Raw genomic sequence first — 25355 nt, 5'->3', positions numbered from 1 at the left:
ATATAATATTCTCCCATAATATGTTTTAAACTCCTTCTCTGTATGTCCCCTGGGGACACCTTTTTTGGATTCAATTTACTGCTTTAGATAAATCTTTTTGCAACTTTAAATCTTTTTGCATAATATTCTTTATCTAAGCTTGTTATTTTCACTACATCACCTGTTTGTGGCGAATGTATAAACTGACGATTTCCAATATACATTCCAACATGAGTAATATTATCTACACTAGAACCAAAAAATACTAAATCCCCTGCTTGTAAATTATTTTTATCTACTGGTTTACCTGCATATGATTGCGATTGTGCCGTTCTAGGTATTTGAATACCTATTTGCTTATGGCAATATTGAGTTAACCCACTACAATCGAAACTATTTGGTCCTGTAGCTCCCCATACATACGGTTTTCCTTTTTGTTTAAATGCTACATCTAATAGTTGTTTTGCTTTTGGAGAATTTGGATTTCCACCTACATCTGGTAAATTACTTGCATTTTCTCTAAATTCCATTGCATATTTAAAAACTTTATTTGGATAATTATTTTGTGCTTTATCTAAATTTACTTTTAAACCATATCCAGGTCCACCATTATAACAGGCAAAGGAACGTCTTAGTATTTCTTTAAATGTTGCATCATTCTCACTTGCATTCCAGTTAATCAAGTCCATATTTTCAGCCATTTTTTGATTATCTTTATATGGTACACTCTCAATTATATTTTTACTTTTCAAAACTATATTTGTATATCTCATACATTCCCAAGAACCTGCTAAAACTTGTGCCCTTACATCTTTTAAATATTTTTGCCACATATTATCTGCACTAGAAAATGAATATCCTACACTTTTATATAAATCACCTAATCCATTTGATATATAATAGCTCCAGTCTGTTTTTTGAATTTGCATTATTCCCCAAGCACCACCATAAGCATCATTTGGATTAAAATTACTTTCTTGTTTTGCAATTGCTGCTAAAGTCCAATTTGGAACATGAAATATTGTTGCTGCTTCATTAAAATAAGGCATATATTCTTCTGGGACACCCTCCAAGATCCCTCCTGAATAATACCCACCTCCACTAGAATTATTTGCAATAAAGAATACAGAAAGTATCAGCATAAATATCATCATAAAGGCTATAGATAGACTTATCACAGACAAAATTATTTTTTTCTTTATAGAATTTAACATCTTTAGTCCCTACGCTTTCCTCATATAAAAAAGGAAATTAAAAAACTACTATCTTTTAATTTCCTTTTAAAAGATAGTAGTTTAATAAAATTCTGCTGGACTTTCAAACACTTTCCAGTTATTATTTTCTTTTAATAATCCAACATGATATACTGTCATTAAATTACCTTCTTGTATTTTCTTATCTTTATCTAACCAATCATACCACACTTTGACAGTCCAATAGACTTTTCCATCTTTCTCTTTGTAATCTACTGCAACTAGTTCTTTTATTCTTCTATAAGTATATTTATCTTTTCTAACATCGTTATATTCAAGTTCTTCTTCATCTTTCAATTCTTTATAGAAATTTTCATTAATTAAATCTTTAGCTGAATCTATCCTATTTTTTGGATTTTCTTCAACTGTATGCCATGCTATAACAAATTTTTTTGCTATATCTTCTGTTTCTTCTTTGACACTTTTTTTCTCATTATTATTAGATTCTTTATCTTCTATTTTATCTTTATCTTCTATTACAAGTTCTTTATGCTCAATACCTTCATCTTTTTTATTATTTATACAAAAGTAAGATATTGATATTATTAATATAGAAATAGCAATAACAATTCCAAATACTATCTTTTTATTTTTCATTCTAAGCACCTCCTGCAAATAAATCTAATTCATATTTACTAATGTCGATTTCAAAGAAAATATTTTCTTGACCAGAAATAGACAACAAACATTCTCTTTTAGATAAGTTTGCTATCTGTGCTAATTCACTTTCTGATAGTTGACCTTCAAATACCTTATTAAAAACTTCTTTATCACTGTGATCTTGACGCATAATAAACTTATACTGTGTAAGGGCAAATAGTTTTTTAATTTCTTGAAATACTTCTCCTGTTACGTCTTCTGGAACAAAATCCTTTATATTCTGAGATGCAAATATTATACCTGCAAAATACTTCCTTGCTTCTCTTTCAAAATCAGTTAAAAATTTTACAGCCTTTATATTATTTGAATTTATAATTCTATGTGCTTCATCTATAAGTAAAAAGAATTTTTTTGCTTCTTCTATTGATGAAGCAAAAGTTTTTGTTTGGTCTTTATTATTTTTATCAAACTTATCTTTCTCTCTTCTTCCTTGAACTAATGCTTCATTCCAAAGAAGATTTAAAACACTAAAAATTTGTGCATTAAATATTCTTTCATCAAACTGTGTTAAGTTTCTAAGTTCAAAAGATACTACTTGTTCATTAGTAATATCTGCAATAGAGGAATGTCCATTAAATAATTTTCCATAATCTCTAACTATACTCTCTAAATTTAATATTATATTTTCAAGTTTTTCTTGCCTATTTAATGTAATATTTTTTTTAGGAATTTTATTGGCTACATCATCATACATCTGCTTTTCAACATAATGTAACAAATCTTCAACAATTGGATACCTTTCTGTTTCATACTCAGTTGATTTTTCCTTTTCGATTCCATGATAAACATAAAATTCACTAAGTAATTTTTCAAACTCTCTTTGTTCACTTGCTGAACATTCTGGCACTAAAAATTTATATATTGTACTAACTTTATCAAGATGAGTAGTGAAAGACATTTCATTATTTACTTTATAAGTATGCTTATCTGTTATTGTAGCAAAAACTTCTAGTGGGTTTATTATTCCATCAGTACCATCTAAAGATACTGTCTTTCCTCCTTCAGCCTTAACTAATGCCTCAAATTCTCCAGTAACATCAATAATTCTTGTTGTATTACCAACAATTGTATTGCTATGTGAAAGTTCTTTTAATAATGTTGATTTACCTTGTCCCATAAGACCTACAATCACAGAATTATAGAATATTCTTTTCCTTCCATCATTAGTAAAGGGATCAAAAATTATATCACCACCAGTAAAAGTCTGTCCAAGATAACAACCAGTTTTATCATTTAGACTAGTAAATCGAAAAGGATACCCACCTGCAAGAGCAAGAGCTTGAAGTGGTTTTCCTTTTCTTTCATACCTAAAACTTTGTTGTTTCTCATATTTACAAAATAAGGACATCCACTCTTCTGTTTGTTCACTTAAACAAATAGCTGTTTTAAATCCTATACCTTCTAATTCTTTTGATATTTCAGCAACTCTATTTTCAACACCTTCTATTGTTTTATCAGATATATAGTATCTTACATGTATTGACTTCATTACTTCCCCAAAATTCGTAATATCCTCTACTAAGCCATATAAAGTATCATAAGAACCTTTTGCTTGTATTTTGCTTACTATATCACGATCTTCATAAAATCTATGATTATACTCAGCCAAAGATTTATTCATTTGATTTAAGGTTTTTTCTTTTTTTTCTGTTTTTACATCTAGTGTAGTTATAACGTTTCTAAAACTAAAAAGTTTTTCTAACCAAAAGGTATCATTTTGTTTTGGGTAACCATAAACATGTAAACAGGTCTCAAAACCATCACCTTTTTCTATAATTCTTGTAGAAAATCTAATTCCTCCTTGTGGCTGAATTTCTCTCAAAAGATATGGATTGTACTCTTTTTTATTAAATTTATTAATTTTTATTAGTTTATTCATACTAAATCTCCCTTTATATCTCTCTATATTTTTGTATTTTGATTGGATAATTTAAAAAGTATTTTTATTTTTTTATCTAAATCAATTTTACTAAATTTGAATTTCCCAGCCGATAATCTAAATATCAAATTAATTTTATCATCCATTTCATCTTCATTATTTGCATATATAAAAATATAAAATTCTTTATTTTCCCTATTAAATTCTATACGTTCAAGTTGATCTAATTTTATTTTTAAAAAATGTAAATGTGTAGGATTAGTGGTTCTTTCTATAACTCTTTTAAAATACTGTTGTTGAATAAATGTATTTACTGGAAAATTCATTGATATAATTTTTATATCATCTTGATATGTTCTTAAAAACGTTGCAAAGGTGGAAATATGTGCATTTATTTCTTCTTTATTTAATGTATATATATCACAAGATGATATTTGAAACATATCCATAACCCCATCTTTAGTTTCAAAGGCTTCATTTTCTGTTACATCTAAAAAAGGAAGTAATTCTGTTATGTCTTTATCAATTTTTTTATTTATCTTTTTCAACTCTTTTTTTTCTTGCTTTTCCAACTTTTTTTCTTCTTTACTTAATTCACTTATATACTTTTTTCTAAGCATAATAACTCCTTTCAATATTAAATTCTCAAAATTACTTTATTCATCCCAATCTATAGAATGATACGTTTTTCTATCTCTAGTAATCAATAAATATATTGACATAAAGTTTCTCATTCCTGGATTTATCGGACTTTTTGCAACTAAAAATATTGCTACCACTAATGTATATATATAATATGCAAGTATTAAAGTTGGATAAACAATTGAACTTGTTAGCCATGCAAAGAACAAGGCTAACAGAATAATTAATAAGTCAGTAACATATATTGATTTAAATATTTTAGTTTCTGAAGAAATTTCATTTGGAATATTATACATAAAAACATCCTTTCTAAATTATATTAATTGTTCTTTATTATTTTTTAGAACCCATTTTCTTATTTATACTATCTCTAAATTTTGCTCCTGTGTTTTTACCTAATTGATAGTGCTGAGACACTTTTTGTGATAGTGGACTTATTTTTTCCTCAATCTTATCTACATATGATTCATTTCCTCTATCTGCTATTTTAGGAGAATCAACTTTAGGTACAATATCATCTTTACTATTTCTTAGATTGTTATTTGGAGTATTTACTCCTTCACTTTTACTATTGAAATTTTCTCCATCCCTATTCATACCTGTTCTAATATTATTATTCCTATCAAGACCTTGTGTTGATGTTCTATTTATATCATCCTTTTTCATAGGCTCTTTAACAGGATTTCTATTTATACTATTATCTTTGTCAGATTTATTTTCCACTTTAGGTATTTTATCAATATTAGGCATTTTATCAATACTATCATTCTTATTCTTATTGTTTAAGTCGTCTATTGATTTATTGTCACCTTTATTTTCTATTTTGTCTCTAATATTTCCTAAAGGAGAATCTGTATCATCATCTAGTTTATTTCTCATATTTTCATCTTTTAATTTATTTGGAATTTGCTTATCTTGCTTTTCTTGATTATCTGGTTTCTTTATTGAAGAATTATCTTTATTAGATTCCTTTTCATCTTTTGGCTTTCTCTCTTCTTGATCTATAGGTCTATTGGATTTATCATTCAAACTTAAATCTGAATTAGCACTAGGCATTTTATCAATTTTACTAATTTTATCATCTTCATTTAAACTATTGCTTCCTGTTCTAAATCCATCAATAAAACCACTCATACCAGATGCTACAGTAGCTCCACCCATTGCAACCTTACTTGTCATATCTCTAATTGCTGAGAAACCACCTTTTGCCATTTCTCCACCATGATATATTGAAGATATAACATTTCCAGTACTCACTCCAGAATTTATTCCAAAAATTCTTTCAACAATATCTGGTCCAGAAATAACTGCTGATGCTCCACCAATTAAAACTATTAATTCTGCTATTCCATCTACTTTTGAAGATGCATATGAACTAAGTAATAGATATATTTTTATTAATAAAGATATTGAAAATAATATAGCAAAAGATGAAAATAAATCTTTTACAATAGTCTTTAATCCTTGACCTGTACTTATATCTGCAAAAGAGTATAGTGTTGCAAATATTCTTTTAATTCCTATTTCAGCTATTATTTTTGCTATCCTTATTGATGAAAGCACTATGACTACAATAATACATGTTAAGGTTACTATTACATTAAAGTAGTCTAAGTGCCATCTATAATAAGATTCTCCACCCATACCAAAAAAACCATCACTTAAATCTACCAACATTTTTTTACTATTTTCATCAAAACCAATTTTCTTTGAAAATAAATCTTTATTTTTCACCTTTGAAGTATCTAATTCATCTAAAACATTTACATTCATGACTGCACTTTCAGGTATATTATTTTTAGTAGACTTATTGAAATTATTTGCTTCAAATAAATATATATCTGTCAAGTTTTCTTTAATAACCTTATTAGCCGTTGTTTCATATTTACTATTTACTGCTGATATTGCTGTATCAGTTATTTTTGCTACTTGTAACATAAATGTAGGTAACGCAACTACAACTACTACTGCAAGTGCTATATTAGTAGTTAAACCTTCTAACTTAAATTTTCTATTAAGCATTAATTGGAATCCTAAATAACCAAGTGACACCATCAAAATAACGAATATAACTGGCTTAAACATTTTTATTAACTCATTAATTTCGGGGCTATTAAAAAATCCGTTCAAAGTGTATACTTTATCAACTACACCTTCAACGGAATTAGATATCATAACTAAAAATTTTATTAAGTACCATCCAACTGCTCTAAATGCTCCTCCTATAAACTCTTTAATTACTATTATAGAATCATATTTGGATAATATATCTATCATTTCACTTTCTCCCAAAAAAAACACTCCTTTCTTTGGCTAAATTTATTTCTTACATAAGCAAATATCTAATCTAATACTTTCTTGATTGTTTCAATAAAATCTTCCCTTCCTATATCTTTTAAATAATCAAATATATCTTCTTTTGATGATAACTTTTCCAATTCTTTAATATCATCACAACTTAAAATTTTATTACCTATTTTTAAAATAATATTTTTTTGATACTCTGATATTTTTTGATTTTCTGTATCTATTTTTTCATTTTCATATGATAATGGATTTATTTTAGTTTTCATTATTGACTCTATTCGTTCTTCTATTTCTCTTTTCACCTCTTCTTTTGTCTTTTCATGAAATAAACTTAACTCTTCTAAATTCACATCTTTATGTACAGTATTAACTTGAATATCACAGAATGATTTCTTATTTCCAAAATCATCATTAAGATATTCATATCTATATCTAAATGCTCTTTCATCCCCTACCCGATTATATATTGGATATGAAATTATTTTTCTTCCTTTTAAATCTCTACGTTTTATAACCCTTACAACTACGGTTTCTCCTTCTTGTAGTTTGGTTAATTCATCTGCCTTCAATAACCTTCTTGTATCTAAGTTTTCAGTTTGACTTTTAGATAAAGAAAGTACCTTTCCTGACCTTGAACGTGTTATTACTGTTTTCTCTCCAACTAACTTTGAAAACTTTTCTGCTGTAGTGTCATCATTTGTAAGTAAATATATTTGATTACCACAATTCGCAACTATTGTATTCATATCCTTTCCATATATTTTTTCTAATTGTGAATATGCTTGTACTATTAAACTAAATCTAATATTTCTACCTAAGCACACTGTTATTATATTTGCAAAAGACTCAATTGGTGGCATATTTCCAAATTCATCTAATATAAACTCAACTCCTATCTCGCATTTTCCATTTTTGCTTAAAGATGCATTTTTTGCTAGTACATAATATAGTTGTCTTATAAAAAGACTTGCTATTTTATGATTACTAGAATCATAATCTGGAGTTACCATAAATATTGCTTTTGGTTTATGTTCTTTTGCTAGAGGATTCTTAAATCCTACACCTTTTAAATCAATTGTATTCTTAGATGTCAATTTTGCCATCTTATCCATAGTAAAAAGTTGTAATTCACTCATAGCTGTTGTAAATATACTCGCTCTAGTATTACCTTCTGCAAACCTGCTTGTTGCATATTGTAATTTAGCAGCTGAGGTATTTGGTAGTTTTTTAAAATATTCATCTAAAGCATTTATATTATTACCTTCATAATCTTTTCTATTTTGAGAACCCAATGTTGAAAGCATATTCGCAACTGTATACATAGTAATTTTATGTTCTTCACCCTTTTCTATACATTCATCACATATTGCTAGTATCATTGCATTAACTAGAGCTGATGCAGAATTTTCCCAAATTGGGTCTTTCGAGTTTGGATTATGATATAACGTGTAAGTCAAGGTCTTGCATATTAATTGTGCTTCATCAATTCTTCCACCTTTATAGGACTCTAAAACTAATTGAAGAGGATTATATGATGAAGAATTTAATGGGTCTAATAGATTAAGCATTAAAACCTCATATCCTCTATCTTTAAGTGTATCGCCACACATTGCAATTAACTCACCTTTTGGATCATTTATAACCAATGATGGTTTTTCCTTTGCCCTAGAAAAAATATCTATAGTTGGTACAACATACGTTTCTCCTTTACCACTTCTAGTTGTACCTATTATTAAATTATTTACAGAACTATCATCAACATATATTTCTTTTGTTTCTGGATTCCTTGAAATAGGAACACCACCCTTGCCTTCATACAATTCATCTTTTTCTGGAACTGCTTTATATTGTTCATGTATCTCTTGATTGGTTGCAAATCTTACTGTTCCTTTTTGACCTTCTTCAAATTCTGCATAAGAGGTTTTTATATTCGCTATCATCTTCAAATATGCTACTAAAAATATTACATAAACTATTATGTATACTGGAAAACAGGTTAAAAATCTCGGAATAAATATTCTCCATAAATTAAATTCTCCTCCATTGAAGATTTTAGTCAATGATGATATTGATTCTAATACTGTATTTAAAAAAATAGTTATTACTATAAACATAAATAAGCCTATTTTTATTAAATACTCTTTATTCACAAGTTTCTTTGCAAACTTAAACTCTGCATTTCTAGTCTCAAAAAATGAATTAATTAAGTCCTTTATAAGTTCCAACTTAATACTCCTCTCTGTAATTTTTATAATTAGCAAGTTGTAGGAATTGCACCTACTCATTTCTTTTAACTTGCATAGATATAAAGTGCTCATAAAGAGCACTTTTATAATTTAAAAATCAAACTTTTTACATGCTCATAGGTATCATTTAAAAAAATAAATATTACATCAAAATGTTATACGACCTTGTAAGAACTCTGCAAATGCTTTAGAACCTAATACAACTAAGAATCCTGTAAAAGCCCCTATATACCATCCTTTGCTTTTCTCAACACCTTTAGGTCCTCCAAAAGTATGAATTAATCCACCTATTCCAAAAGCAATTGCACAAGCAGGAAATCCTAGTTTCTGAAGCCAAGTAACAACTTCTAAACCCAGATTACATAGAGTATCAATAACACCCATTATAAGTCCCCTCCTTTTCTATTTTCTTGATTTAATTTATCTAATCCACTACTTAACAAATTAACATTCTGCATGATAAAATTATTGTGGGTTTCATTTAGCCACTCCTCATAACTTTTTCCTTTTGATAAAAGAATCTGTTCTACCAACTTTTTTCTTTCATCTATCTTTGATTTAGCCAATATTTATCACTCCTTTTTAATGACATAATAAAAAGCCCCCAGGGGACTTATTTTGATATAATGAATTTCACTTTTTCAATTGTAGCTAAACACTATTACAAAACATTTGTAAACACCTCCCTTCAAATTTTCCCAATAAAAAAAAGCCCCCAGGGGACTTCTTTTTTATACTTATTTAACATGTGCTTTTACAATTCCTTTTGATTTCAAGCCTTTATTATCTTTAATGCTATATTCAATATAATATATACCTTTTATCTGACTCTCATATGCTTTTACATCATTATTTTTGTTTACATCTTCAAGGCATTTTTTAATTTCAGAATCATCCATTTTTATACTTGCTATTATAAACATGACTCCTATACAAAAATTTACGATTGGTATAACTCCTGCTTGTATTGTTTTTTCTATATATCTAGAACCCTTTTTACCTTGTTCTAGTAATTCATAATTTTCTTTATTACTTTTTACTTTTGAATTAATAGAATACATACCTACTGAATAAATACAAATAGAAAATATATATAAAAAAATATATAATATAAGATACATATAATCTAACCTCTTTTCTCTTTCTATTTTAAAAATTTGCTACTTTTACATACTTATATCCAAGACCTGTTATTTTTAGTACATCTTATTTTATAAAATAAACACTATTACAAAACATTTGCAAACACCTTCTTACAAGTTTTTACAGTAAAAAAAATCCCCCAGGGGACATCTTTTTTTACTTACTTAAATTCTTATTTATTGGGTGGTGTAATCATACCTAACAAAGAAATTACCAATAAAAATATAGAAAAGTAAAAAAGTACATTAGGCAATTTATTATTAAATAATAACATATACACTATTGTACAAATTGCAAGACTTAAACCAAACATTAAAATACAGCCATCTTCCATCAGAATTTAAATCCTCTCTTTTTATTGATTAATTAAATGCTTAGAAAAAAACCCCAGGGGACTTTATTTTTTTCTATTTTCAATAACTTTTTTAATTTCATAATCATCCATTTTTATACTTATTTTTATTAACATAACTCCTGTTAAAAAATTTACTATTGGTATAGCTCCTATTGCCATTTCTCTTACTATATATATATAATGTTTTTTACATTGTTTTAGTAATTCATAATTTTCTTTATTACTTTTTATTTTTAGACTAACAGAATAAATACCTATTAAATAAATACAAATAGAAAATAGATATAATAAAAATATAATTGAATTAATAATCATATAATCAACCCCTTCTCTTTTTTACTTTAAAAATTTGCTACTTTTACATACTTATATCCAAGACCTGTTATTTTTAGTACATCTTCTATCCATGTAGGCGTATTTATTTGAACAGATTTAAATTCACCACTTATTTTATAGAAATAACCTTTTGGTATCTCCTTATATCTATCAATATATAAAATTAGACTTTCATCAATATCTTTCATCTGTTTTCTAAATTTCAACGTATTCAAGAGTTCAATCGTCTCTTTTTCCATTAAAAGAACGATTGTTACACCTGTTTCTTTTACCAACTCTTTTAATTTTTTATAATTAACTTTAACACTAAAATCAGTCCCATCTACAAAAATAATATCAATACTACCAGTTGATTTTATTACATACCTTAACATATCTTCTAATCTATAAAATGATAATAAACTATAACCATAAAAATTATCTTTAATACTTACTTGAAACTCTAGTCTTTCATAATCATAATTTATAAAAATGGATTCTTCACATATGTCATTTTTTGATAAGTATAAAATAGTATTATCTCTTGACAATTCTTCCATAACTGATAGCATAATTCTAATTTTATCGCAATCTTTGTCACTCATAACAGAAATTAATTTGCCAGATTCTTTTTCCCTATTTTTATTCATAGAAATATATCTCATACCAATTTCTCCTTTATTTATTGTTTAATACTTTTAACAACTCACTTACATCTACTTCTTTATTTGATTCTTCATTAATTACTCTTTCATATGTTCCAGGTTCTATATGTAAACCAAATTTCCATTTTCTTTCTCTACTAACTATTTCTATTAATGCTGCTTCTATATCAATCATCTATGTTCACCCCTCTTTTAATAATTCTTCTGATATATTCTCTTTAGCCCAACTAATGATAATATTTTCCAAGAGTTCAGACCTGGAATTTTCTTTTATAGATTCTATTTTTGTATGATATATAAGTGCATCAGCAATAGAAATTGGTAGATTTGTACTTACTCTTATTTTTCCTTCTTCATATTCACCTATAGGGCAAATTTCTTTTTGTATCTCTTTTTGTTTTTTTCTTTTTTTCATTCTCTTCTCATCAACTTTTGTAAATTTTATATTTTTATCTCCATTCATAATTATCCTTTCTAATGTTTTAATTCAGACTTGTTTTGATAATAGTTATGCCTAATAAAAACATTATAAAAATCCCTAGTATTAAAGTATATTTTAATCCTCCAAAATAGTAACCTATTAGCAATAATATAGTTACAAACTGAATCATACCTAATGAAACAACTTTTTCAATATTATTTATCATAGTGTTCTCTCCCTCTAAAAGCCCCCAGGGGACTTTTTCATAAAAGTATTACATTTTTGAAATTTTCTTATTAATTTTTTCTAGTTTTATTTGCAAAGATTCTAATATCTTTAATATATCTTCATCATTTAAATTGAATTGTTTTTTTAATTTTTCTTTAGATTTAGTAATGTAATCTATTTTATATTCAATCTCTTTTTTCTCTATATAAAAATATCTTTTACCAGTACATTTCATTTATTGTATCACTCCAATATTTGTACACTAAAAAAGTGCCCCCAGGGGACACCTTTTTAAATCAACATAATTGTTCAAATTTACCTCTTAATCTATGAAATATTTTTTATCGGACCAAAATGATAATCTTGATATAAATTACCTTTTATATTAATAAAATCATTTACATTTAAACTCAACATGCCTTCTGGTGTCCATACATCCATAACATTACCATATGGAACATATTTACCATCAGTAAACCATAAAGTAGTAAAATGTACTTTATCATTAAAAGGACAGTACTTATTATTTTTCAATTCAAAGCTAGAACTATATCCTTTTTTAATGCTTTGTAATACCCTATTGTACTCTTTATAATAAAATTCTGGATAATATGTAACTACATTTTGTGCACCTGTAACACTCCCTTCTGGAGCATTATATGATACATTCGCATCAACTTTAAGATTTATGCCATAACCTGATTTTATTTCTTTACCATCTGATTTTGCTGTAAGGGTTTTGGAATCTGCTTTTATATTCATAATAGCACTTAAATTTACAGTGTATGGTATCCATTTCCATTCCCACCAGCCCTCGTCAACCCATTCTCCACCACCTTCTCCATCTGAATAATATACCCAATGAGCAACCCAATAACAATCCCATTCTCCATAAGTTGAAGTTGTTTTTCCCTTATCATCTGGTAGATTTGGTATTTTAAATTTACCATTATTATCAGTATACTTTGACTCTGCTTTATCTTTAGCCTTTGGGTCTGGTGGAGTTTTTTCTTCTAAGTTACTTACATTAGCAATAATTTTAGACGTTTCACTTGTTGCATTTGATGAAACAGTAATAATTATTCTTTCTGGTGTTTTCGGTGTATGCCACTTTACCCATGCATATTGTTCTCCACCTTCTTTTGGTAAGTAAATGTCTTTCATTGTATATGTTTTATCTTTTATTTTAAAACTTACATTCACAGGATGATCTGGAGTTCTATTTCTACCACTAATTAATACAGATGATATAACATCTGTATCAGTTCTGTATTCATACTCTTTTGTATCTGTATTTCCTTCATCTTCATTTGGTTTAGGTGGTGTAGGTGTAGGGTCTGGTTTTATATCAATATCTGGTGGTTTTTCTTCTTCACTTTCATTTCCAAAGTAAATTATGCCTAAGCCTAGTTTATCTTTTATAGTAGAATTCAATTGCTTATTGTTAGTAGTTCCCTTCCAAGCAGGAAAACCTAAGTCTGCATTTTCTAAAAATAAAGCAAAAGGTAAATTTTTATGAGTAAAGGAAGGCATTTTTGACCTTAAAGTACCTTTTAATTGTTCATCATATAATGCTGCTTCATGTGCTGTAAGTGCATATCTTTCACCTTTTATTGTACAATATCCAACTGGTTCTATTAAAAGCTTATATTTACCACCAGTCAATTCTTCATAACCCATATTCGTTAGCTTTGATAAAAGACGAATAAATACTTTATCACAAAAGTATGCTTTAATTTCTTTCATGTTTGGTTTACGTTTATCACTTTTGATTATTATAGGTACTTTTCCTGATGGTATTATGTATGAGTATGTTTTTTTTGATGTATCGTATTTAGTTAATCTCTCTCCATTTTTATATGATATTTTAGAAGTTTTTCCAAAATGATATTTTACATTTGGTTTCTTTACATTTGTAAAATCAATTGGAGTTGATACCACTTCTCTAGTTTCATCATCTACAACAGTTACTCTAACACCTTCTTCTCCAGGTGTCCATTTATAACCTTTAATTACACCTCCCATATCACCACCACCAGTGTCTACATTTCCATCTCCTGCTCCAAAGATAAGTGTTGGTGTCATAAGAAAAATACATAATAAGATTATTATTTTTTTCAACATTTTCACTCCTTAAATCAAAAATAAAAAAGAGTGTATAAAAATACACTCTTTAAAACTTTATCTTAAATTACATATCTGCAACTATATCTCCCCATTCGCCTTCCATTTCCACATATTGCCCTTCATTCCCATTATCATTTTGAATACCAGAATTATCATTATGCTCAAAATGAGGAGTCTCTTTTTCTTCTCCATTTAAGACATTCAAACATTTATTAATTGTAGTATTGTTTACACCACCGATTACATCAAACTTATCCATTCCTTTTAATACACTTTTATCACTAACTTCATCAGCTAATACTATTGGCTTATTTTTGGCAATTGTAGAACCTGTTAATGCATCAATTAATGTATAGGCTTTTGTTATATAACACTCCTTAACATCTTTATAAAAATACTTTATTACTTCTTTATTAGTCTTAAATCTATCTACACCACTTATTCTTATTGATTTTGTTTCATTTACTAAAGTATCACTCATACTAGATTTACCACCAACTATATACGTTTTTAATCCATCTGTATTAAAAGGTATTTTATCTCCATTAGTAAGTATTATTGGCATTTTATCTCTAACAGCTACAGAAGCAACACTCATAGAATCTGCTTCTCCTTTATAGGCATTAGTAAGTATTATGTTTTTCACTTTATTTACAGAATTTATTTCTTTCGCAACATTATAACTTGTTTCTATTCTATCATTTCCACTGATTCTTTTAACTTCCATTCTTCTCATAGTTAGCGTTTGCTCTACATCTTTATTGATTGAGTCCTCACCACCAACTATATATAACTTTGTTACTCTATTAAGTCTTTGTAATGTTTCATCTGGAATGTTATCTTTCTGAGTTAATAAAATAGGAGCATTTTCACTTCCAGCTAGACCACTAGCACTAAGTCCATCAGCAATACTCTTATCTGAATTTACAAGTATCGCAGTAGTATAATTTTGCTTATCTGCAATAAGAGCTGCTGTCTCATATCTATTTTTTCCAACTATTTTTTCAATGTTTTTAAGTTCCATTGCATTTGAAACTACAATGTAATTACTAACTAATATGGTTACCATTAATCCTAATGATAAAACTTTTTTCTTAACTTTCATGATTTTTCCCCCTCATAATTAATTTTACTTCATATTTGCAACTATATCTCCCCATTCACCTTCCATTTCCACATATTGTCCCTCATTCCCTGGATTCAATGTTTCTTCATTATTATTACTTTCTTCATTCTCACTAATATCCCCAGACCCTTGATTATTAGAATTATGTATCACTTCATCTTTTGCATCAGGTCTTTTTGCTGGTCTTGTTTTCTTTTGTATCTCTTCCTTTGTACCTTCTTTTCCTTTTGAAGTATTGTTTATTTGACCATCAGTATTGTTTTTCTTATTAACAGTATTTTTTAAATTTTTTTTAGGTTCATTTATTTGTGTACTTCCGTTTGATATGTCTACAGTTGGAATCTCTATATAATCATCTTTTTTAACATTAATAATTTGTTCTTTTCCTTTATTTTCATTTTTAGTTATTTGAATTTTCTCTCCTGGTTTTTTTAAAGATAAAAAAAAACCTACACTAAGCATTAATACAATAATTATAGAGAAAATAATTATTATATATTTATTTTTATTTAGTTTTTTCATACTGAAAATCCTTTCTAAAGAATTTTATTAAATTTCCTCGCATCCAATAAATCTAGCATAGTCTCTTATACTTTGTCTTTTTTCCTCTGACTTACAATTAAAAGCTATCATATACTTTTCATTTTTTCCCATGAATTTTATATAATGTTCCTCAGTATAATACATCCTATTTGTTACTGTTCTAAAAGCCTTTAATTTTCCGCTTTTATCCCAGTTTTTAAGTGTTCTAACTGTTACACCTATTATATTAGCAAATTCTTCAGGTTTATAATTCAATATACTCACTTCCTTCTATAAGTATATTATATCATATTTTTCATATTTTTTCATTATATAATAGTCTTTTTTTCATATTTTTTCCAATTAAAATTTAGTAGAACATGCACTATATACCTGTATTTTAGTTTCTAAGGGTTTTACTTTCTCAAAACCAAAAGATGAATAAATCTTTACACTTAAAGTACCTTTAACAGTAAATTTTTCAGCTTTGCTAATGTCTTTTGGATTAATTTCTCTATTTATAATTTCTAAATTTATATCCTTAATCTCATATTCAGCTCCATCACCTTTAGGCTTTATATATTTATTTCCTTCTTTTTTAAGACCAAGCTCTTTCTTCAAGCTCTCTTCTATATTCCCTTTATCAATATTTACTTCCCATGTATCATTTTTTCCCAATTTATAAGCCGTTCCATAAGAACGTCTCAAAAATGGATATAATTCATCATAGTTTTCTATTGTAATTGATGTTATTGATCGTTGAAAACCATCTCTTACACTTTTTAGAAGAAGTGGATTTCTCATATATTCACAAATGGCAACAAACAATATTATAATTATTAGAACAGTTGCTAAACCAATTATAAATGAGTTCCCATCTTTATTTTTTAATATTTGTTTTACTTCCAATATTGCTCACTCCTTCCTGTTGCTTTGGAAGGAATATCTATTGGTATAGAACCAAACTCAAAGAAGCCAATGTCAACGGTCTTTTTTAATGTCAGCTTTATTTCTTCATTTATCTGAATCTTATGTGTTCCATTTATATATGTTGTATCCCATTTTATTTCATCTGGTTCAACACCTGTTTGTTCTTTTAATGTTTGTACCCTTTTATCTATATTCTCATTAATCTCACCTGTCAATTCTGCTTCTCTCATGAGAGAACTTGAAAATTGGTCTAACTGATATTTAGTAGTAAATACAGGTAATGCATTAATGGCAAATGCAATAATAAGAAATATTATAAATAAAATAATAGGAGTTCCTAATGCCAAATCCCAAAAACCATGATTATTTTTCAATACATTCTTCATCTTCATCCTCCTAGAACATAGTTTTTAGTGAATCAACTAAATTTATTCCTAATACTCCAAATATACATATAAAGAAACTTAATCCCATATATCCAATATATTTATCAAACTCTTTTGCTTCTTTTTCTATTAATTCCTCTAGTTTCTGGTATCTGAATTTTTCCAATTTATATCCTAGTGTTTGAAAATATACTACCTCATCATTTCCTGTTATGACACCTATTAACCCTCTAACAATCTCTGTTAAAGATTGAATACCAATCCTAGAATCAAATCTTCTAAGTGCCTCTATATAGCTTCCAGAAGTCATATCAGCTAATGTTATCTCTAATTCTTGTCTGAACTCTTCATTCGCACTTTCTTTATAATTTTTTATTATACTTACAACATCTCTACTACATTTTAATTCTTGTGTAATTGAGTATACAAACTCTGGTAATTCATATTCTATTATCATTTTTTTAGTTTTAATAATTCTATTTGCTTTCGTTATTTCAGTATAAAAATAATATATAGATAATATAAAACACAGTGCTTTCAATTTTGGAAAAATCATAGCTATTGGTATAATAGATACTAAAAATATAATTAAAGCTTTTATAATTGAACTGGCTATGTATGATTCAGGAGATAATTTTATATTTGCTGATTTTAGTGTAGATTTCATCATCTCTCTTCTATAATTATTAAGCTTTATAAATTTAGATAGTTTTATAGCACAATCACGAACAAAATCATCCAAAGATTGATTTTTTCTGTTAATTTTTAATACTTGTGATAACGCTTTAGAATAAACTCTATTTGGCAATTTTAAACTTCCTTCTAATATTTTATAAACTCCAAAAGAAATTAGTATTATAATAATGAATATCAAAATATCACCTCCTATTTCTTGATAATATCTTTATAATTTGATGGCTCATATAGTTTAAATAATTTTAAAACACCCAAAAAAGTTGTAAAAACAACTAAAGTAAATAAAAGTTTACCTATGGATGTAAAATATAATATATTTGCCCAATCTTCATTTATAAATTTCAAGAAAAGCATTATAAAATATATTAAGACATTAATAATAATAAACAAAAATGTACGATTAAGTATTTTACTTTGTTTCTTCTTATTTAATACTTCTACTGATGCAAATCTCTCTATAGTAGATGATAATGGAGCTTTTAAATTTTGATTGGATTGACAAGCAATTACTCTCGTTATCCATTCTTCAAAAACATCATTATCAAACTTTGATTTTAAATTTTTCAGAGCTAATTCAACACTTGAATTTACATTATTTACTTCATTTAAAAAACATTCAAATTCTTTTCTTATATGCAAACCTGTATTATTAACACTTTCTTCTATTGAATTTACTATATCACTATTTCTCATATATGAAGTTGTTATCATTGATAAAGCTACACTAAGTTCTATATCAACTTTTTTCTTATATAAAATAAAAGCAAATTTTACATATTCAAATGGAAGAATTAAAAAACCAATCATTAATACTGGTATTAAAAAATTATTATTTATTGAAACTGACAAAAATACACCTACTATTGATAAAAATAGAGAAATTATACATATTGTTGAAAATACACCAATCTTATTTGTAGACTCTAATATATTTTTAGCATCTTTGATTATTTTTTTTAATCCTTTTTCTTTCTTATTTTTTGTTTCAATTGCAATTATATCTTTTAGATTATGTTTTTCTTTATCTCTTGTTAAAGAATTTATCATATCTTCATATAATTTTATTGGTGATACATCACACATTATTAAAATCCCTACAGAAATTCCAATAAATGAAATTAAACTTATCAAATCCATATCATCACCCTTATTAATTTAATATTTTATCTAGTTCTTCATCTGTAATTCCATTTTCTATTAATCTTTTAACAAGATTATCTGAGATATTATTTACCTTTTCAAATCTTCCCTTAATTTGAAGTTGTCCATTAACTTTGACTTGTTTTTCTATCTTATATTCAAATAACGTTTTAATTTCTCTCTTTCCATCCAAATTTATAACACATTCTGTTATCTCTAATATTTTTCTGGAGAAATCTTTTAATCTTTTTTGAAATACCATAATTGGAAAAGCTTTAGTCACATTATTATATAAAGTTTCATCATCCATATTAGATTTATACTTACATAAATCTACTATCCTTGAATATCCATCTCGACAAGAATTTGTATGTAAAGATGTCATAAATGGATGTCCTGTATTTGCTGCTTTTTGTGCTTCATAGGCTTCTCTACCTTTCATTTCTGATATAACAAAATAATCTGGATTCATAGTCATAGATATTTCTAACAACTTTTCTTGGTCTATATCTTGTTTTGAATCTTCGCTATGTTTTGTTACCAAATGAATCGCCTCATTTATTACTTCTCCATTTTTTCTTTTAACTAAATCAAACTCTCTAACTTCTTCTTCTATAGTTACAATTCGATCATCATTTGAAACGGCTTCACTAAGTACACCAGTTAGACTTGTTGTCTTTCCACTATTCGTTGGTCCTGCAAAACATTCACTAATGCCATATTTATAACATAAAATAAGAGTATCAAACATTTGTCTTGTTCCAGTACCTTTTTTAACAAAATCATCTATAGTAAGATTTTGTGGATTTATAATACGGATTGAGACTGCTACCCCTCTATCAGAATCAACACATCCCATTCCAACTGCTGTAATTCTTATATTCTTTGATAAATGTCCTCTTACAGTTGGTTTAGAATTATCAAAAGTTATATTAGATTTTCTAAGTAACTTTCGTATTACGTTAACTGCATGTTCTGGACTACTAAACTTTTCTTTTGTAAACTCTTTATGTCCATCTCTAAAAGTTATTCTTGTTGAATCCCATCCATTTATATTTATTTCTTCTACATTTCTATTAAAGAGATATTTATCTAAAAAATCAAATCCTGATGTTGCAGAGATTAATTCTTTTACTAAATCTTCTTTAGACTTATCTTCTACAATTATCCCATAATCATCTATATATTTTGATATATAAGCTCTTAATTGTTCTTTTCTTTGTCCATCATCTTTATTTATTAAACCAGAATATTTTGTAGTTATAAATTCTCTAATTTCTTCTAAAACATCTTGATACTCCCTATAATCTAAATCAGAATTATTTTTCAAAGATATAACTTTTTTGTTTAAATTAGAATTTCTAAATTCTGATGTAAAATCCATCAATTTTTTCCTTTCCTAAAAAATCTATTTTTTTCTTTTAATTCTTGATTAGATATTAGGGATACTATATTTTTAATTTGATTATTATATATTTTTTTTCTTTTAGAGACTAATTCAGAAAATAATTCCCCACAAAGAAATTGTTCTCTTACTTCTTCTAAATAACATATTTCATTTTTGATATTATAAACTTCTTCAATATCATTTATTGCATCTGACTCTCTCACAATTGATAAAACTGGTCTATGTTTACTTATATCAAATGCTTGGTCTATTAATAAATGTAAACTTGAATCAAAATATGATATTGATTTAGGATCTGGAGTAATAGTTCTAATGACATCACTAGCCATTTCTAGTGCAATTGTAGTCAGTTGATCATTTAAAAAATAACTTGAACAATCAACAATGACATAATCAAAACAATCCATTTTTTTTAACATATTAAAAAATGTCACTACTCTTTCACTTGAATATTCTGGATATGAATATAAATTTTCTGACTGTTTATATCCTAATGTTGCTATATATTTATTCTTATCTATTGTAATAAGATTTTCAAATATAGTTTCTCTTTCCAAAGAAATTGAAGACAAAACATTTCCTATAGACTTATCATGTTCTTTTGAATATGGTAAAACAGTATTAACTACTGGACATAAGTAGTCACAAAAGATAATAAGGACATTTTCTTTGTTTAAAGAAAATTCTCTAGCAATCTTTATACTTAATGTTGTTTTACCACTATTTGGGCTACCCCATATAGCAATAAATTTCTTTGCCATTTTTCACACTCCTACTCTTCATTTTTTGATGTCTTTACATCTAAAGTTTTAGTTACAAGTGATTTTATTGCTTTATCTTGTTCCTCTATAAATTTTTCTGCATAATAATCTGTCCCTCTATAAATTAGAGAAATATGCATTTTACTTTCAACTTCCAATTTAGCTAATAATTTTGTTTGTTCTTCATTAGCCATAACTGTTATTGTTGTTGGCAAATCATTTTCATTTTCGTTTTCATCACTTTTTATAACATTATTTTCTTTATCAGCTCCTTTAGCATTTGTTACTGCTAAAACCCTTACATATTTCAGTTCTGGTGGTTCTATAGTCTTTTTATCATCTCCAAAATCAGTAGCTATTATGGAAATTATATCTCCTGTTTGTAGTTTTCCAGAAAGACCTGATGCAAAGTCTTTTATTGTTATGGAAATAGCTCTTTTTTCGCCATTTAAACCATATAAATACTCGTTCTCAGCTACAGGTTGCATTGATACTTTTGATTTTAAGACAAGATCATCCTTTTCCATATCCACAATTGCATATTTACCAACCACATCCTTTTTTTGTTTCAAAGATGATGATGGTAAACTTTTTGAGTCTGATGTATTTATTTCTCTAACTTGACTATCATTTATTTTTTCTCCTCGCTTTATTGTTTTTGATACTCTTACAAAAGTCGTTTGAGATTTTATTTTCTGATAAGTAGGTGAGATAAATGCTATAGAACAACCTATTATCAATGATAATAAACCAATAAATTTTTTATTTCTAAACAACATTTTTATACTATCCATTTTTTACCTCCACTTATTATATTAAACATGATAAAAAGCACCCTATAGATAAATAAGGTGCTAATGCAATTTGTTTTTTAAATGCTTTTTTATTAATTATTAGCACTATAAGATTAATTAATAATGCTAGTAACAAACATCCTGTAATAAATTTAAATGTTTCAATACCTTTAAAACCAATAAAAAATCCATTACTAGCCATAAATTTTATATCTCCTCCTCCAATACCGCCTGTTATATATGCAGCTATGAAAAATGGTAAAGATAATACAAATAAATTTAATACAGATGAATAAAAATCAATATTTACTATACCTAACAAGAATATTAAAATATGAATTTCATCAGGTATAATTTTAGTTTTAGAATCTACATAACTTGTATATAATAATACCTGTGAATAAATAAAATATTTAATAATTAAAACAATATCTTTAAAAAAATTAAATATTATAACAGACAATATTATTTCAAGTAATATTAATAGAGTCCATGCTTTTAAACTCAATCTTATTTTTTCACCATTTGGCAAAACATTTATTTTTGATAATATATAATATTTCATATTTCCATCTAAATACTAAACATATTAAGAATCCTAGATTTAAATGTTGGGAACATATCATCATTAAGAAGCCCTACTATGAACTTTAACAATAATCCTGCTGCAACAATAATTATTATCCCTACTAGAATATTTTGAAGAGTAAATTCAATAGCACCATTAGAATCACATAGGATTTTTTTCTGTTTTACTATTGTTTTTTTTAATTTACCTTGTACTCTTAAAGTAAACAAATTAATTGCTTTGGTAATTTTATAATTAATCCCTAACATAAAATTCCTAGATTGAGTTATCATTTTAGTACCTAATAACAAATTTTTCATTATTTATCCTCCTTTTTAATCTTATCTATATAAAAAAAAGTACCCCTAGAAAGTACTTTTTGTAATCAAATTAAAAATAGTCCCCAGGGGACATATTTATTTTTTCTTTTTGAACCACCTCTAATTTTTTTGTACATTATGTAATCTATTGTACTTCCCAGTCCTTGAACTATGAAAAGAAATATTCCACTTATTAAAGTAAGTTTAAAAATGTTCGATAGAATTAAAATTTCTTTTGTATAATTTATATAATGAAATTCTAAGTAATTATTCATTAGTTCCATTATCCAAACAATTAAAAACAACATAATACTCAGTCCTATTAAAATAAGTCCTGATGATCCTATGTCAATTTTCCTAGTTTTACCTCTTGCTATATTGTTATTCATAAAAAACCTCCTAAAGATTTTCCTTATTGCTTAAGACTAATTCTTTCTTTTACTAATAATCCTCTTCACTCATACAAGTATCTAAATTTGATTCAGAAATCACATTAATAACTAAAAGAAAAATTATCATTAATAAAGACAATGGTACAACAACAAGCATTATTTTCAACTCCTTTCAATTTATTTTCATAATCTTTAAAACAGCTAAAAAAGAAGCCCCAAGGGACTCCTTTTTTAGAAAATTTATCAACTAAAAAATTACCTCAATTTATAAACTTCAAATTTTAAAAATACTATTTTAATTCATATACTGTTTTATCCTTATATCTTAATTTCTCAAATTTAAATATAGCATTTTTTTTTGAATACATTCTTAAAGATGAATTTAAAATTTGATATTTTTTATTTAATCCTGTATATTTTATAACTTTATTTTTTTCATTTACAAATATTATATAATTCCTATCATCATCTATTTCTTTATAAGAAGATGAAAATAAAATATCATCTACAATATCATATTTGTTTACTTTATCATTACAAATATAAACTTTTTTGAAATTAAAATCTGTTACTTTACTTAAATCTACATTTCCATTTAACTCTATACTGTCAACAATTTTATTTTCTAAATTAAAATCTGGATTATATCTGGCATTTTTATCAAAGTAATGTAAACTAGAAAAAGCTATTATAGTTACAATAAGCATTTTCCATCCATATCCTATTTTATATTTACATTTCATATTGAATTGGCAAAAACATAGAGTCATACCTAATATCCACAATAAAAGTATTACACAAGGTGTTGTATTCATATAAACTCTCCTAACTACAATTAGATTTGAGACTTTATTTTAAGTCCCTTAAAGGACATTTTTATCCTGTAATAAAAAATTTATTTTTCTTTGCTAAATCTATCTCTAAAATTTAATTGATTTTTTAGATATGAAAATTCTTACTATCTGTAAAAAAGAGGGGGAAGGAGACAAATATCTGTCTCCTAAAATATTTTATTTGAAACTGAACCTGTATATAAAATCTATTTAATAAATTCCATATACAGGTTCAGTTTTATGGAATTACTTATACATAGCCTCTTTAAATTTCAATACAATAAATATATTTATCCCTCCAAGTGTTCCTAAGAAAATAAGTTTAAAAAAAGGTTTCATTATTATATCAATAAGCATCTTTGCATAAATAAACAACTTCTCTAATTCTAAACCTTTATATTCAATTAGATATTTATTTACATTTGGTTCTAAAAAATATTTCGTTGATAGTGATAAAATAATAGCCCCTACACAAAGAAAAAGAGCACCTTTTAAAAATTCATTATAGAAACACTTACTACTTGATAATACTCTTTTATAATCCTCTTTAGTTCTTACTGGACAAAATAAAAACGTTGCTTTAGATTTATCATTACAATTCATAATATTACCCTCACATTCTAAGTCCCCTGGGGACTTTTTTAATTAGATACTAAAATATATTTTTTTTATATATTCCAGGTATGTCATATGGTTTTGAACCTCTTCTTTCATCAAATTTTAAATTACCATTTCTATCATTTTCATAACTTTGTCTATTGTATTTAAGAAGTGAACTATCATTTATATAAGTCTTATTATGCCTGTCTAATAATTTCAAAGTATCTTTTCTTATTATTTTATTTTCTTTATGTATCTTTTTTAAATCTATACAATTTCTATAAATGCATAAATTAACTGTATTTGCTTCTTTATTTAATGTATCTGCGATTTCTTTTGCACTATATCCTTTTAAATATAATCTTCTTACTGTTTCTATATCTACTACCTTTTCATTATTCTTTTTGTGTATCTTTTTTAAATCTTCACAATTTCTATAGATACATAAATTGATTGTATTTGAATCCTTACTTAAAATAGTTGATATTTCCTTTGCATTGTATCCTTTTAAATACAATTTTCTTACTTCTTCTATGTCTACTGCTTTCTCATTGTTCTTTTTATGTATCTTTTTTAAATCTTCACAGTTTCTAATTATATTTTTTTCAATCATATCTATATTCTTGTGTAAAACATGTGCTATTTCTTTTGCATTGTAT

33 protein-coding genes are annotated in these 25355 nt (G+C 26.4%); all 33 read right to left on the bottom strand.

The window, feature by feature from the left end; translation table 11 throughout:
* Nucleotides 1–83 precede the first annotated feature (83 nt).
* Entirely contained in the window at nt 84–1193 is a 1110-nt protein-coding gene (locus KGF52_RS13140; RefSeq protein WP_227840492.1) for an NlpC/P60 family protein, read from the bottom strand.
* A gap of 81 nt (nt 1194–1274) precedes the next feature.
* A complete protein-coding gene (locus KGF52_RS13135; protein ID WP_227840491.1) occupies nt 1275–1829 on the bottom strand; it encodes a hypothetical protein in 555 nt (184 codons plus the stop codon).
* A gap of 1 nt (nt 1830) precedes the next feature.
* Nucleotides 1831–3771 carry an ATP-binding protein gene (locus KGF52_RS13130; protein WP_227840490.1) on the bottom strand — a complete coding sequence of 647 codons (1941 nt, stop codon included), beginning with the start codon at nt 3769–3771 and terminating at the stop codon, nt 1831–1833.
* Nucleotides 3772–3794: 23 nt separating this feature from the next.
* Nucleotides 3795–4391 (bottom strand): hypothetical protein, encoded by a 597-nt coding sequence (locus KGF52_RS13125; RefSeq protein ID WP_066024777.1) that lies wholly within the window; start codon nt 4389–4391, stop codon nt 3795–3797.
* A 36-nt stretch (nt 4392–4427) separates the two neighbouring features.
* Complete coding sequence (locus KGF52_RS13120; RefSeq protein ID WP_227840489.1) at nt 4428–4709, bottom strand: DUF5592 family protein; 282 nt, start codon at nt 4707–4709, stop codon at nt 4428–4430.
* A 37-nt stretch (nt 4710–4746) separates the two neighbouring features.
* Nucleotides 4747–6705 (bottom strand): pLS20_p028 family conjugation system transmembrane protein, encoded by a 1959-nt coding sequence (locus KGF52_RS13115; protein ID WP_227840488.1) that lies wholly within the window; start codon nt 6703–6705, stop codon nt 4747–4749.
* A 50-nt stretch (nt 6706–6755) separates the two neighbouring features.
* On the bottom strand, nt 6756–8945 hold the full coding sequence (locus KGF52_RS13110; protein ID WP_227840487.1) for a VirD4-like conjugal transfer protein, CD1115 family: 2190 nt from the start codon (nt 8943–8945) through the stop codon (nt 6756–6758).
* Nucleotides 8946–9113: 168 nt separating this feature from the next.
* Nucleotides 9114–9350: a hypothetical protein gene (locus KGF52_RS13105; protein ID WP_227840486.1), complete on the bottom strand. Its 237-nt coding sequence runs from the start codon at nt 9348–9350 to the stop codon at nt 9114–9116.
* A complete protein-coding gene (locus KGF52_RS13100; RefSeq protein ID WP_227840485.1) occupies nt 9350–9532 on the bottom strand; it encodes a hypothetical protein in 183 nt (60 codons plus the stop codon). The genes KGF52_RS13105 and KGF52_RS13100 overlap by 1 nt, the downstream gene beginning before the upstream one ends.
* A 171-nt stretch (nt 9533–9703) precedes the next feature.
* Nucleotides 9704–10087 (bottom strand): hypothetical protein, encoded by a 384-nt coding sequence (locus KGF52_RS13095; RefSeq protein ID WP_227829782.1) that lies wholly within the window; start codon nt 10085–10087, stop codon nt 9704–9706.
* A 419-nt stretch (nt 10088–10506) separates the two neighbouring features.
* A complete protein-coding gene (locus KGF52_RS13090; RefSeq protein ID WP_227829781.1) occupies nt 10507–10779 on the bottom strand; it encodes a hypothetical protein in 273 nt (90 codons plus the stop codon).
* 26 nt (nt 10780–10805) lie between these two features.
* Nucleotides 10806–11444: a hypothetical protein gene (locus tag KGF52_RS13085; RefSeq protein ID WP_227840484.1), complete on the bottom strand. Its 639-nt coding sequence runs from the start codon at nt 11442–11444 to the stop codon at nt 10806–10808.
* Between the two features lie 13 nt (nt 11445–11457).
* Entirely contained in the window at nt 11458–11619 is a 162-nt protein-coding gene (locus KGF52_RS13080) for a hypothetical protein (RefSeq protein WP_227840483.1), read from the bottom strand.
* A 6-nt stretch (nt 11620–11625) separates the two neighbouring features.
* On the bottom strand, nt 11626–11907 hold the full coding sequence (locus tag KGF52_RS13075; protein WP_227829778.1) for a hypothetical protein: 282 nt from the start codon (nt 11905–11907) through the stop codon (nt 11626–11628).
* A gap of 19 nt (nt 11908–11926) precedes the next feature.
* The gene (locus tag KGF52_RS13070) at nt 11927–12091 is read right to left on the bottom strand and encodes a hypothetical protein (RefSeq protein WP_158221809.1); all 165 of its coding nucleotides are present in this window, start codon (nt 12089–12091) and stop codon (nt 11927–11929) included.
* 48 nt (nt 12092–12139) lie between these two features.
* Nucleotides 12140–12328, bottom strand: a complete 189-nt coding sequence (locus tag KGF52_RS13065; RefSeq protein WP_021424721.1) for a hypothetical protein — start codon at nt 12326–12328, stop codon at nt 12140–12142.
* Nucleotides 12329–12420: 92 nt separating this feature from the next.
* Complete coding sequence (locus KGF52_RS13060) at nt 12421–14214, bottom strand: hypothetical protein (RefSeq protein WP_227840482.1); 1794 nt, start codon at nt 14212–14214, stop codon at nt 12421–12423.
* Nucleotides 14215–14284: 70 nt separating this feature from the next.
* Entirely contained in the window at nt 14285–15325 is a 1041-nt protein-coding gene (locus tag KGF52_RS13055) for a cell wall-binding repeat-containing protein (protein WP_227840481.1), read from the bottom strand.
* 24 nt (nt 15326–15349) lie between these two features.
* Nucleotides 15350–15868, bottom strand: a complete 519-nt coding sequence (locus KGF52_RS13050; RefSeq protein ID WP_227840480.1) for a hypothetical protein — start codon at nt 15866–15868, stop codon at nt 15350–15352.
* Between the two features lie 27 nt (nt 15869–15895).
* Nucleotides 15896–16144 carry a MerR family transcriptional regulator gene (locus tag KGF52_RS13045; RefSeq protein WP_227840479.1) on the bottom strand — a complete coding sequence of 83 codons (249 nt, stop codon included), beginning with the start codon at nt 16142–16144 and terminating at the stop codon, nt 15896–15898.
* 87 nt (nt 16145–16231) lie between these two features.
* Nucleotides 16232–16777 carry a hypothetical protein gene (locus KGF52_RS13040; RefSeq protein ID WP_021424716.1) on the bottom strand — a complete coding sequence of 182 codons (546 nt, stop codon included), beginning with the start codon at nt 16775–16777 and terminating at the stop codon, nt 16232–16234.
* The gene (locus tag KGF52_RS13035) at nt 16768–17184 is read right to left on the bottom strand and encodes a DUF4320 family protein (RefSeq protein ID WP_158221810.1); all 417 of its coding nucleotides are present in this window, start codon (nt 17182–17184) and stop codon (nt 16768–16770) included. The genes KGF52_RS13040 and KGF52_RS13035 overlap by 10 nt, the downstream gene beginning before the upstream one ends.
* A gap of 10 nt (nt 17185–17194) precedes the next feature.
* Complete coding sequence (locus KGF52_RS13030; RefSeq protein ID WP_227840478.1) at nt 17195–18058, bottom strand: secretion protein F; 864 nt, start codon at nt 18056–18058, stop codon at nt 17195–17197.
* Between the two features lie 11 nt (nt 18059–18069).
* Nucleotides 18070–19017, bottom strand: coding sequence for a hypothetical protein (locus KGF52_RS13025; protein ID WP_227840477.1), 948 nt, complete (start codon nt 19015–19017; stop codon nt 18070–18072).
* A 13-nt stretch (nt 19018–19030) separates the two neighbouring features.
* Entirely contained in the window at nt 19031–20404 is a 1374-nt protein-coding gene (locus KGF52_RS13020; protein WP_021424712.1) for an ATPase, T2SS/T4P/T4SS family, read from the bottom strand.
* Nucleotides 20404–21189 carry a ParA family protein gene (locus KGF52_RS13015; RefSeq protein WP_227840476.1) on the bottom strand — a complete coding sequence of 262 codons (786 nt, stop codon included), beginning with the start codon at nt 21187–21189 and terminating at the stop codon, nt 20404–20406. The genes KGF52_RS13020 and KGF52_RS13015 overlap by 1 nt, the downstream gene beginning before the upstream one ends.
* Before the next feature lie 11 nt (nt 21190–21200).
* A complete protein-coding gene (locus KGF52_RS13010) occupies nt 21201–21983 on the bottom strand; it encodes a Flp pilus assembly protein CpaB (protein WP_021424710.1) in 783 nt (260 codons plus the stop codon).
* 16 nt (nt 21984–21999) lie between these two features.
* On the bottom strand, nt 22000–22548 hold the full coding sequence (locus KGF52_RS13005) for a prepilin peptidase (RefSeq protein ID WP_095905039.1): 549 nt from the start codon (nt 22546–22548) through the stop codon (nt 22000–22002).
* 8 nt (nt 22549–22556) lie between these two features.
* A complete protein-coding gene (locus KGF52_RS13000) occupies nt 22557–22871 on the bottom strand; it encodes a hypothetical protein (RefSeq protein WP_227840475.1) in 315 nt (104 codons plus the stop codon).
* Nucleotides 22872–22936: 65 nt separating this feature from the next.
* Entirely contained in the window at nt 22937–23260 is a 324-nt protein-coding gene (locus tag KGF52_RS12995; protein ID WP_227840474.1) for a hypothetical protein, read from the bottom strand.
* Between the two features lie 293 nt (nt 23261–23553).
* Nucleotides 23554–24078 (bottom strand): hypothetical protein, encoded by a 525-nt coding sequence (locus KGF52_RS12990; RefSeq protein ID WP_227840473.1) that lies wholly within the window; start codon nt 24076–24078, stop codon nt 23554–23556.
* A gap of 264 nt (nt 24079–24342) precedes the next feature.
* Nucleotides 24343–24699 carry a hypothetical protein gene (locus KGF52_RS12985; protein WP_227840472.1) on the bottom strand — a complete coding sequence of 119 codons (357 nt, stop codon included), beginning with the start codon at nt 24697–24699 and terminating at the stop codon, nt 24343–24345.
* 49 nt (nt 24700–24748) lie between these two features.
* On the bottom strand, nt 24749–25355 hold a 607-nt coding region (locus tag KGF52_RS12980), incomplete at its 5' end, for a hypothetical protein (protein WP_227840471.1).

It is taken from the genome of Clostridioides sp. ZZV15-6597 (assembly GCF_020657815.1).
Classification (GTDB): Bacteria; Bacillota; Clostridia; order Peptostreptococcales; family Peptostreptococcaceae; genus Clostridioides.
This window is presented reverse-complemented; position numbering and strand designations above follow the sequence as displayed.

Bases quoted from the DNA above. Each gene is read 5' to 3' on its own strand.
- KGF52_RS13000 (WP_227840475.1), bottom strand. From the start codon at position 22,871: ATGAAAAATTTGTTATTAGGTACTAAAATGATAACTCAATCTAGGAAT.
- KGF52_RS13075 (WP_227829778.1), bottom strand. From the start codon at position 11,907: ATGAATGGAGATAAAAATATAAAATTTACAAAAGTTGATGAGAAGAGA.
- KGF52_RS13120 (WP_227840489.1), bottom strand. From the start codon at position 4,709: ATGTATAATATTCCAAATGAAATTTCTTCAGAAACTAAAATATTTAAA.
- KGF52_RS13025 (WP_227840477.1), bottom strand. From the start codon at position 19,017: ATGGATTTGATAAGTTTAATTTCATTTATTGGAATTTCTGTAGGGATT.
- KGF52_RS12995 (WP_227840474.1), bottom strand. From the start codon at position 23,260: ATGAATAACAATATAGCAAGAGGTAAAACTAGGAAAATTGACATAGGA.
- KGF52_RS13035 (WP_158221810.1), bottom strand. From the start codon at position 17,184: ATGAAGAATGTATTGAAAAATAATCATGGTTTTTGGGATTTGGCATTA.
- KGF52_RS13005 (WP_095905039.1), bottom strand. From the start codon at position 22,548: ATGAAATATTATATATTATCAAAAATAAATGTTTTGCCAAATGGTGAA.
- KGF52_RS13065 (WP_021424721.1), bottom strand. From the start codon at position 12,328: ATGAAATGTACTGGTAAAAGATATTTTTATATAGAGAAAAAAGAGATT.
- KGF52_RS13015 (WP_227840476.1), bottom strand. From the start codon at position 21,189: ATGGCAAAGAAATTTATTGCTATATGGGGTAGCCCAAATAGTGGTAAA.
- KGF52_RS13055 (WP_227840481.1), bottom strand. From the start codon at position 15,325: ATGAAAGTTAAGAAAAAAGTTTTATCATTAGGATTAATGGTAACCATA.
- KGF52_RS12985 (WP_227840472.1), bottom strand. From the start codon at position 24,699: ATGAATTGTAATGATAAATCTAAAGCAACGTTTTTATTTTGTCCAGTA.
- KGF52_RS13125 (WP_066024777.1), bottom strand. From the start codon at position 4,391: ATGCTTAGAAAAAAGTATATAAGTGAATTAAGTAAAGAAGAAAAAAAG.
- KGF52_RS13010 (WP_021424710.1), bottom strand. From the start codon at position 21,983: ATGGATAGTATAAAAATGTTGTTTAGAAATAAAAAATTTATTGGTTTA.
- KGF52_RS13050 (WP_227840480.1), bottom strand. From the start codon at position 15,868: ATGAAAAAACTAAATAAAAATAAATATATAATAATTATTTTCTCTATA.
- KGF52_RS13105 (WP_227840486.1), bottom strand. From the start codon at position 9,350: ATGGGTGTTATTGATACTCTATGTAATCTGGGTTTAGAAGTTGTTACT.
- KGF52_RS13070 (WP_158221809.1), bottom strand. From the start codon at position 12,091: ATGATAAATAATATTGAAAAAGTTGTTTCATTAGGTATGATTCAGTTT.
- KGF52_RS13020 (WP_021424712.1), bottom strand. From the start codon at position 20,404: ATGGATTTTACATCAGAATTTAGAAATTCTAATTTAAACAAAAAAGTT.
- KGF52_RS13090 (WP_227829781.1), bottom strand. From the start codon at position 10,779: ATGATTATTAATTCAATTATATTTTTATTATATCTATTTTCTATTTGT.
- KGF52_RS13080 (WP_227840483.1), bottom strand. From the start codon at position 11,619: ATGATTGATATAGAAGCAGCATTAATAGAAATAGTTAGTAGAGAAAGA.
- KGF52_RS12990 (WP_227840473.1), bottom strand. From the start codon at position 24,078: ATGAATACAACACCTTGTGTAATACTTTTATTGTGGATATTAGGTATG.
- KGF52_RS13130 (WP_227840490.1), bottom strand. From the start codon at position 3,771: ATGAATAAACTAATAAAAATTAATAAATTTAATAAAAAAGAGTACAAT.
- KGF52_RS13085 (WP_227840484.1), bottom strand. From the start codon at position 11,444: ATGAGATATATTTCTATGAATAAAAATAGGGAAAAAGAATCTGGCAAA.
- KGF52_RS13135 (WP_227840491.1), bottom strand. From the start codon at position 1,829: ATGAAAAATAAAAAGATAGTATTTGGAATTGTTATTGCTATTTCTATA.
- KGF52_RS13095 (WP_227829782.1), bottom strand. From the start codon at position 10,087: ATGTATCTTATATTATATATTTTTTTATATATATTTTCTATTTGTATT.
- KGF52_RS13140 (WP_227840492.1), bottom strand. From the start codon at position 1,193: ATGTTAAATTCTATAAAGAAAAAAATAATTTTGTCTGTGATAAGTCTA.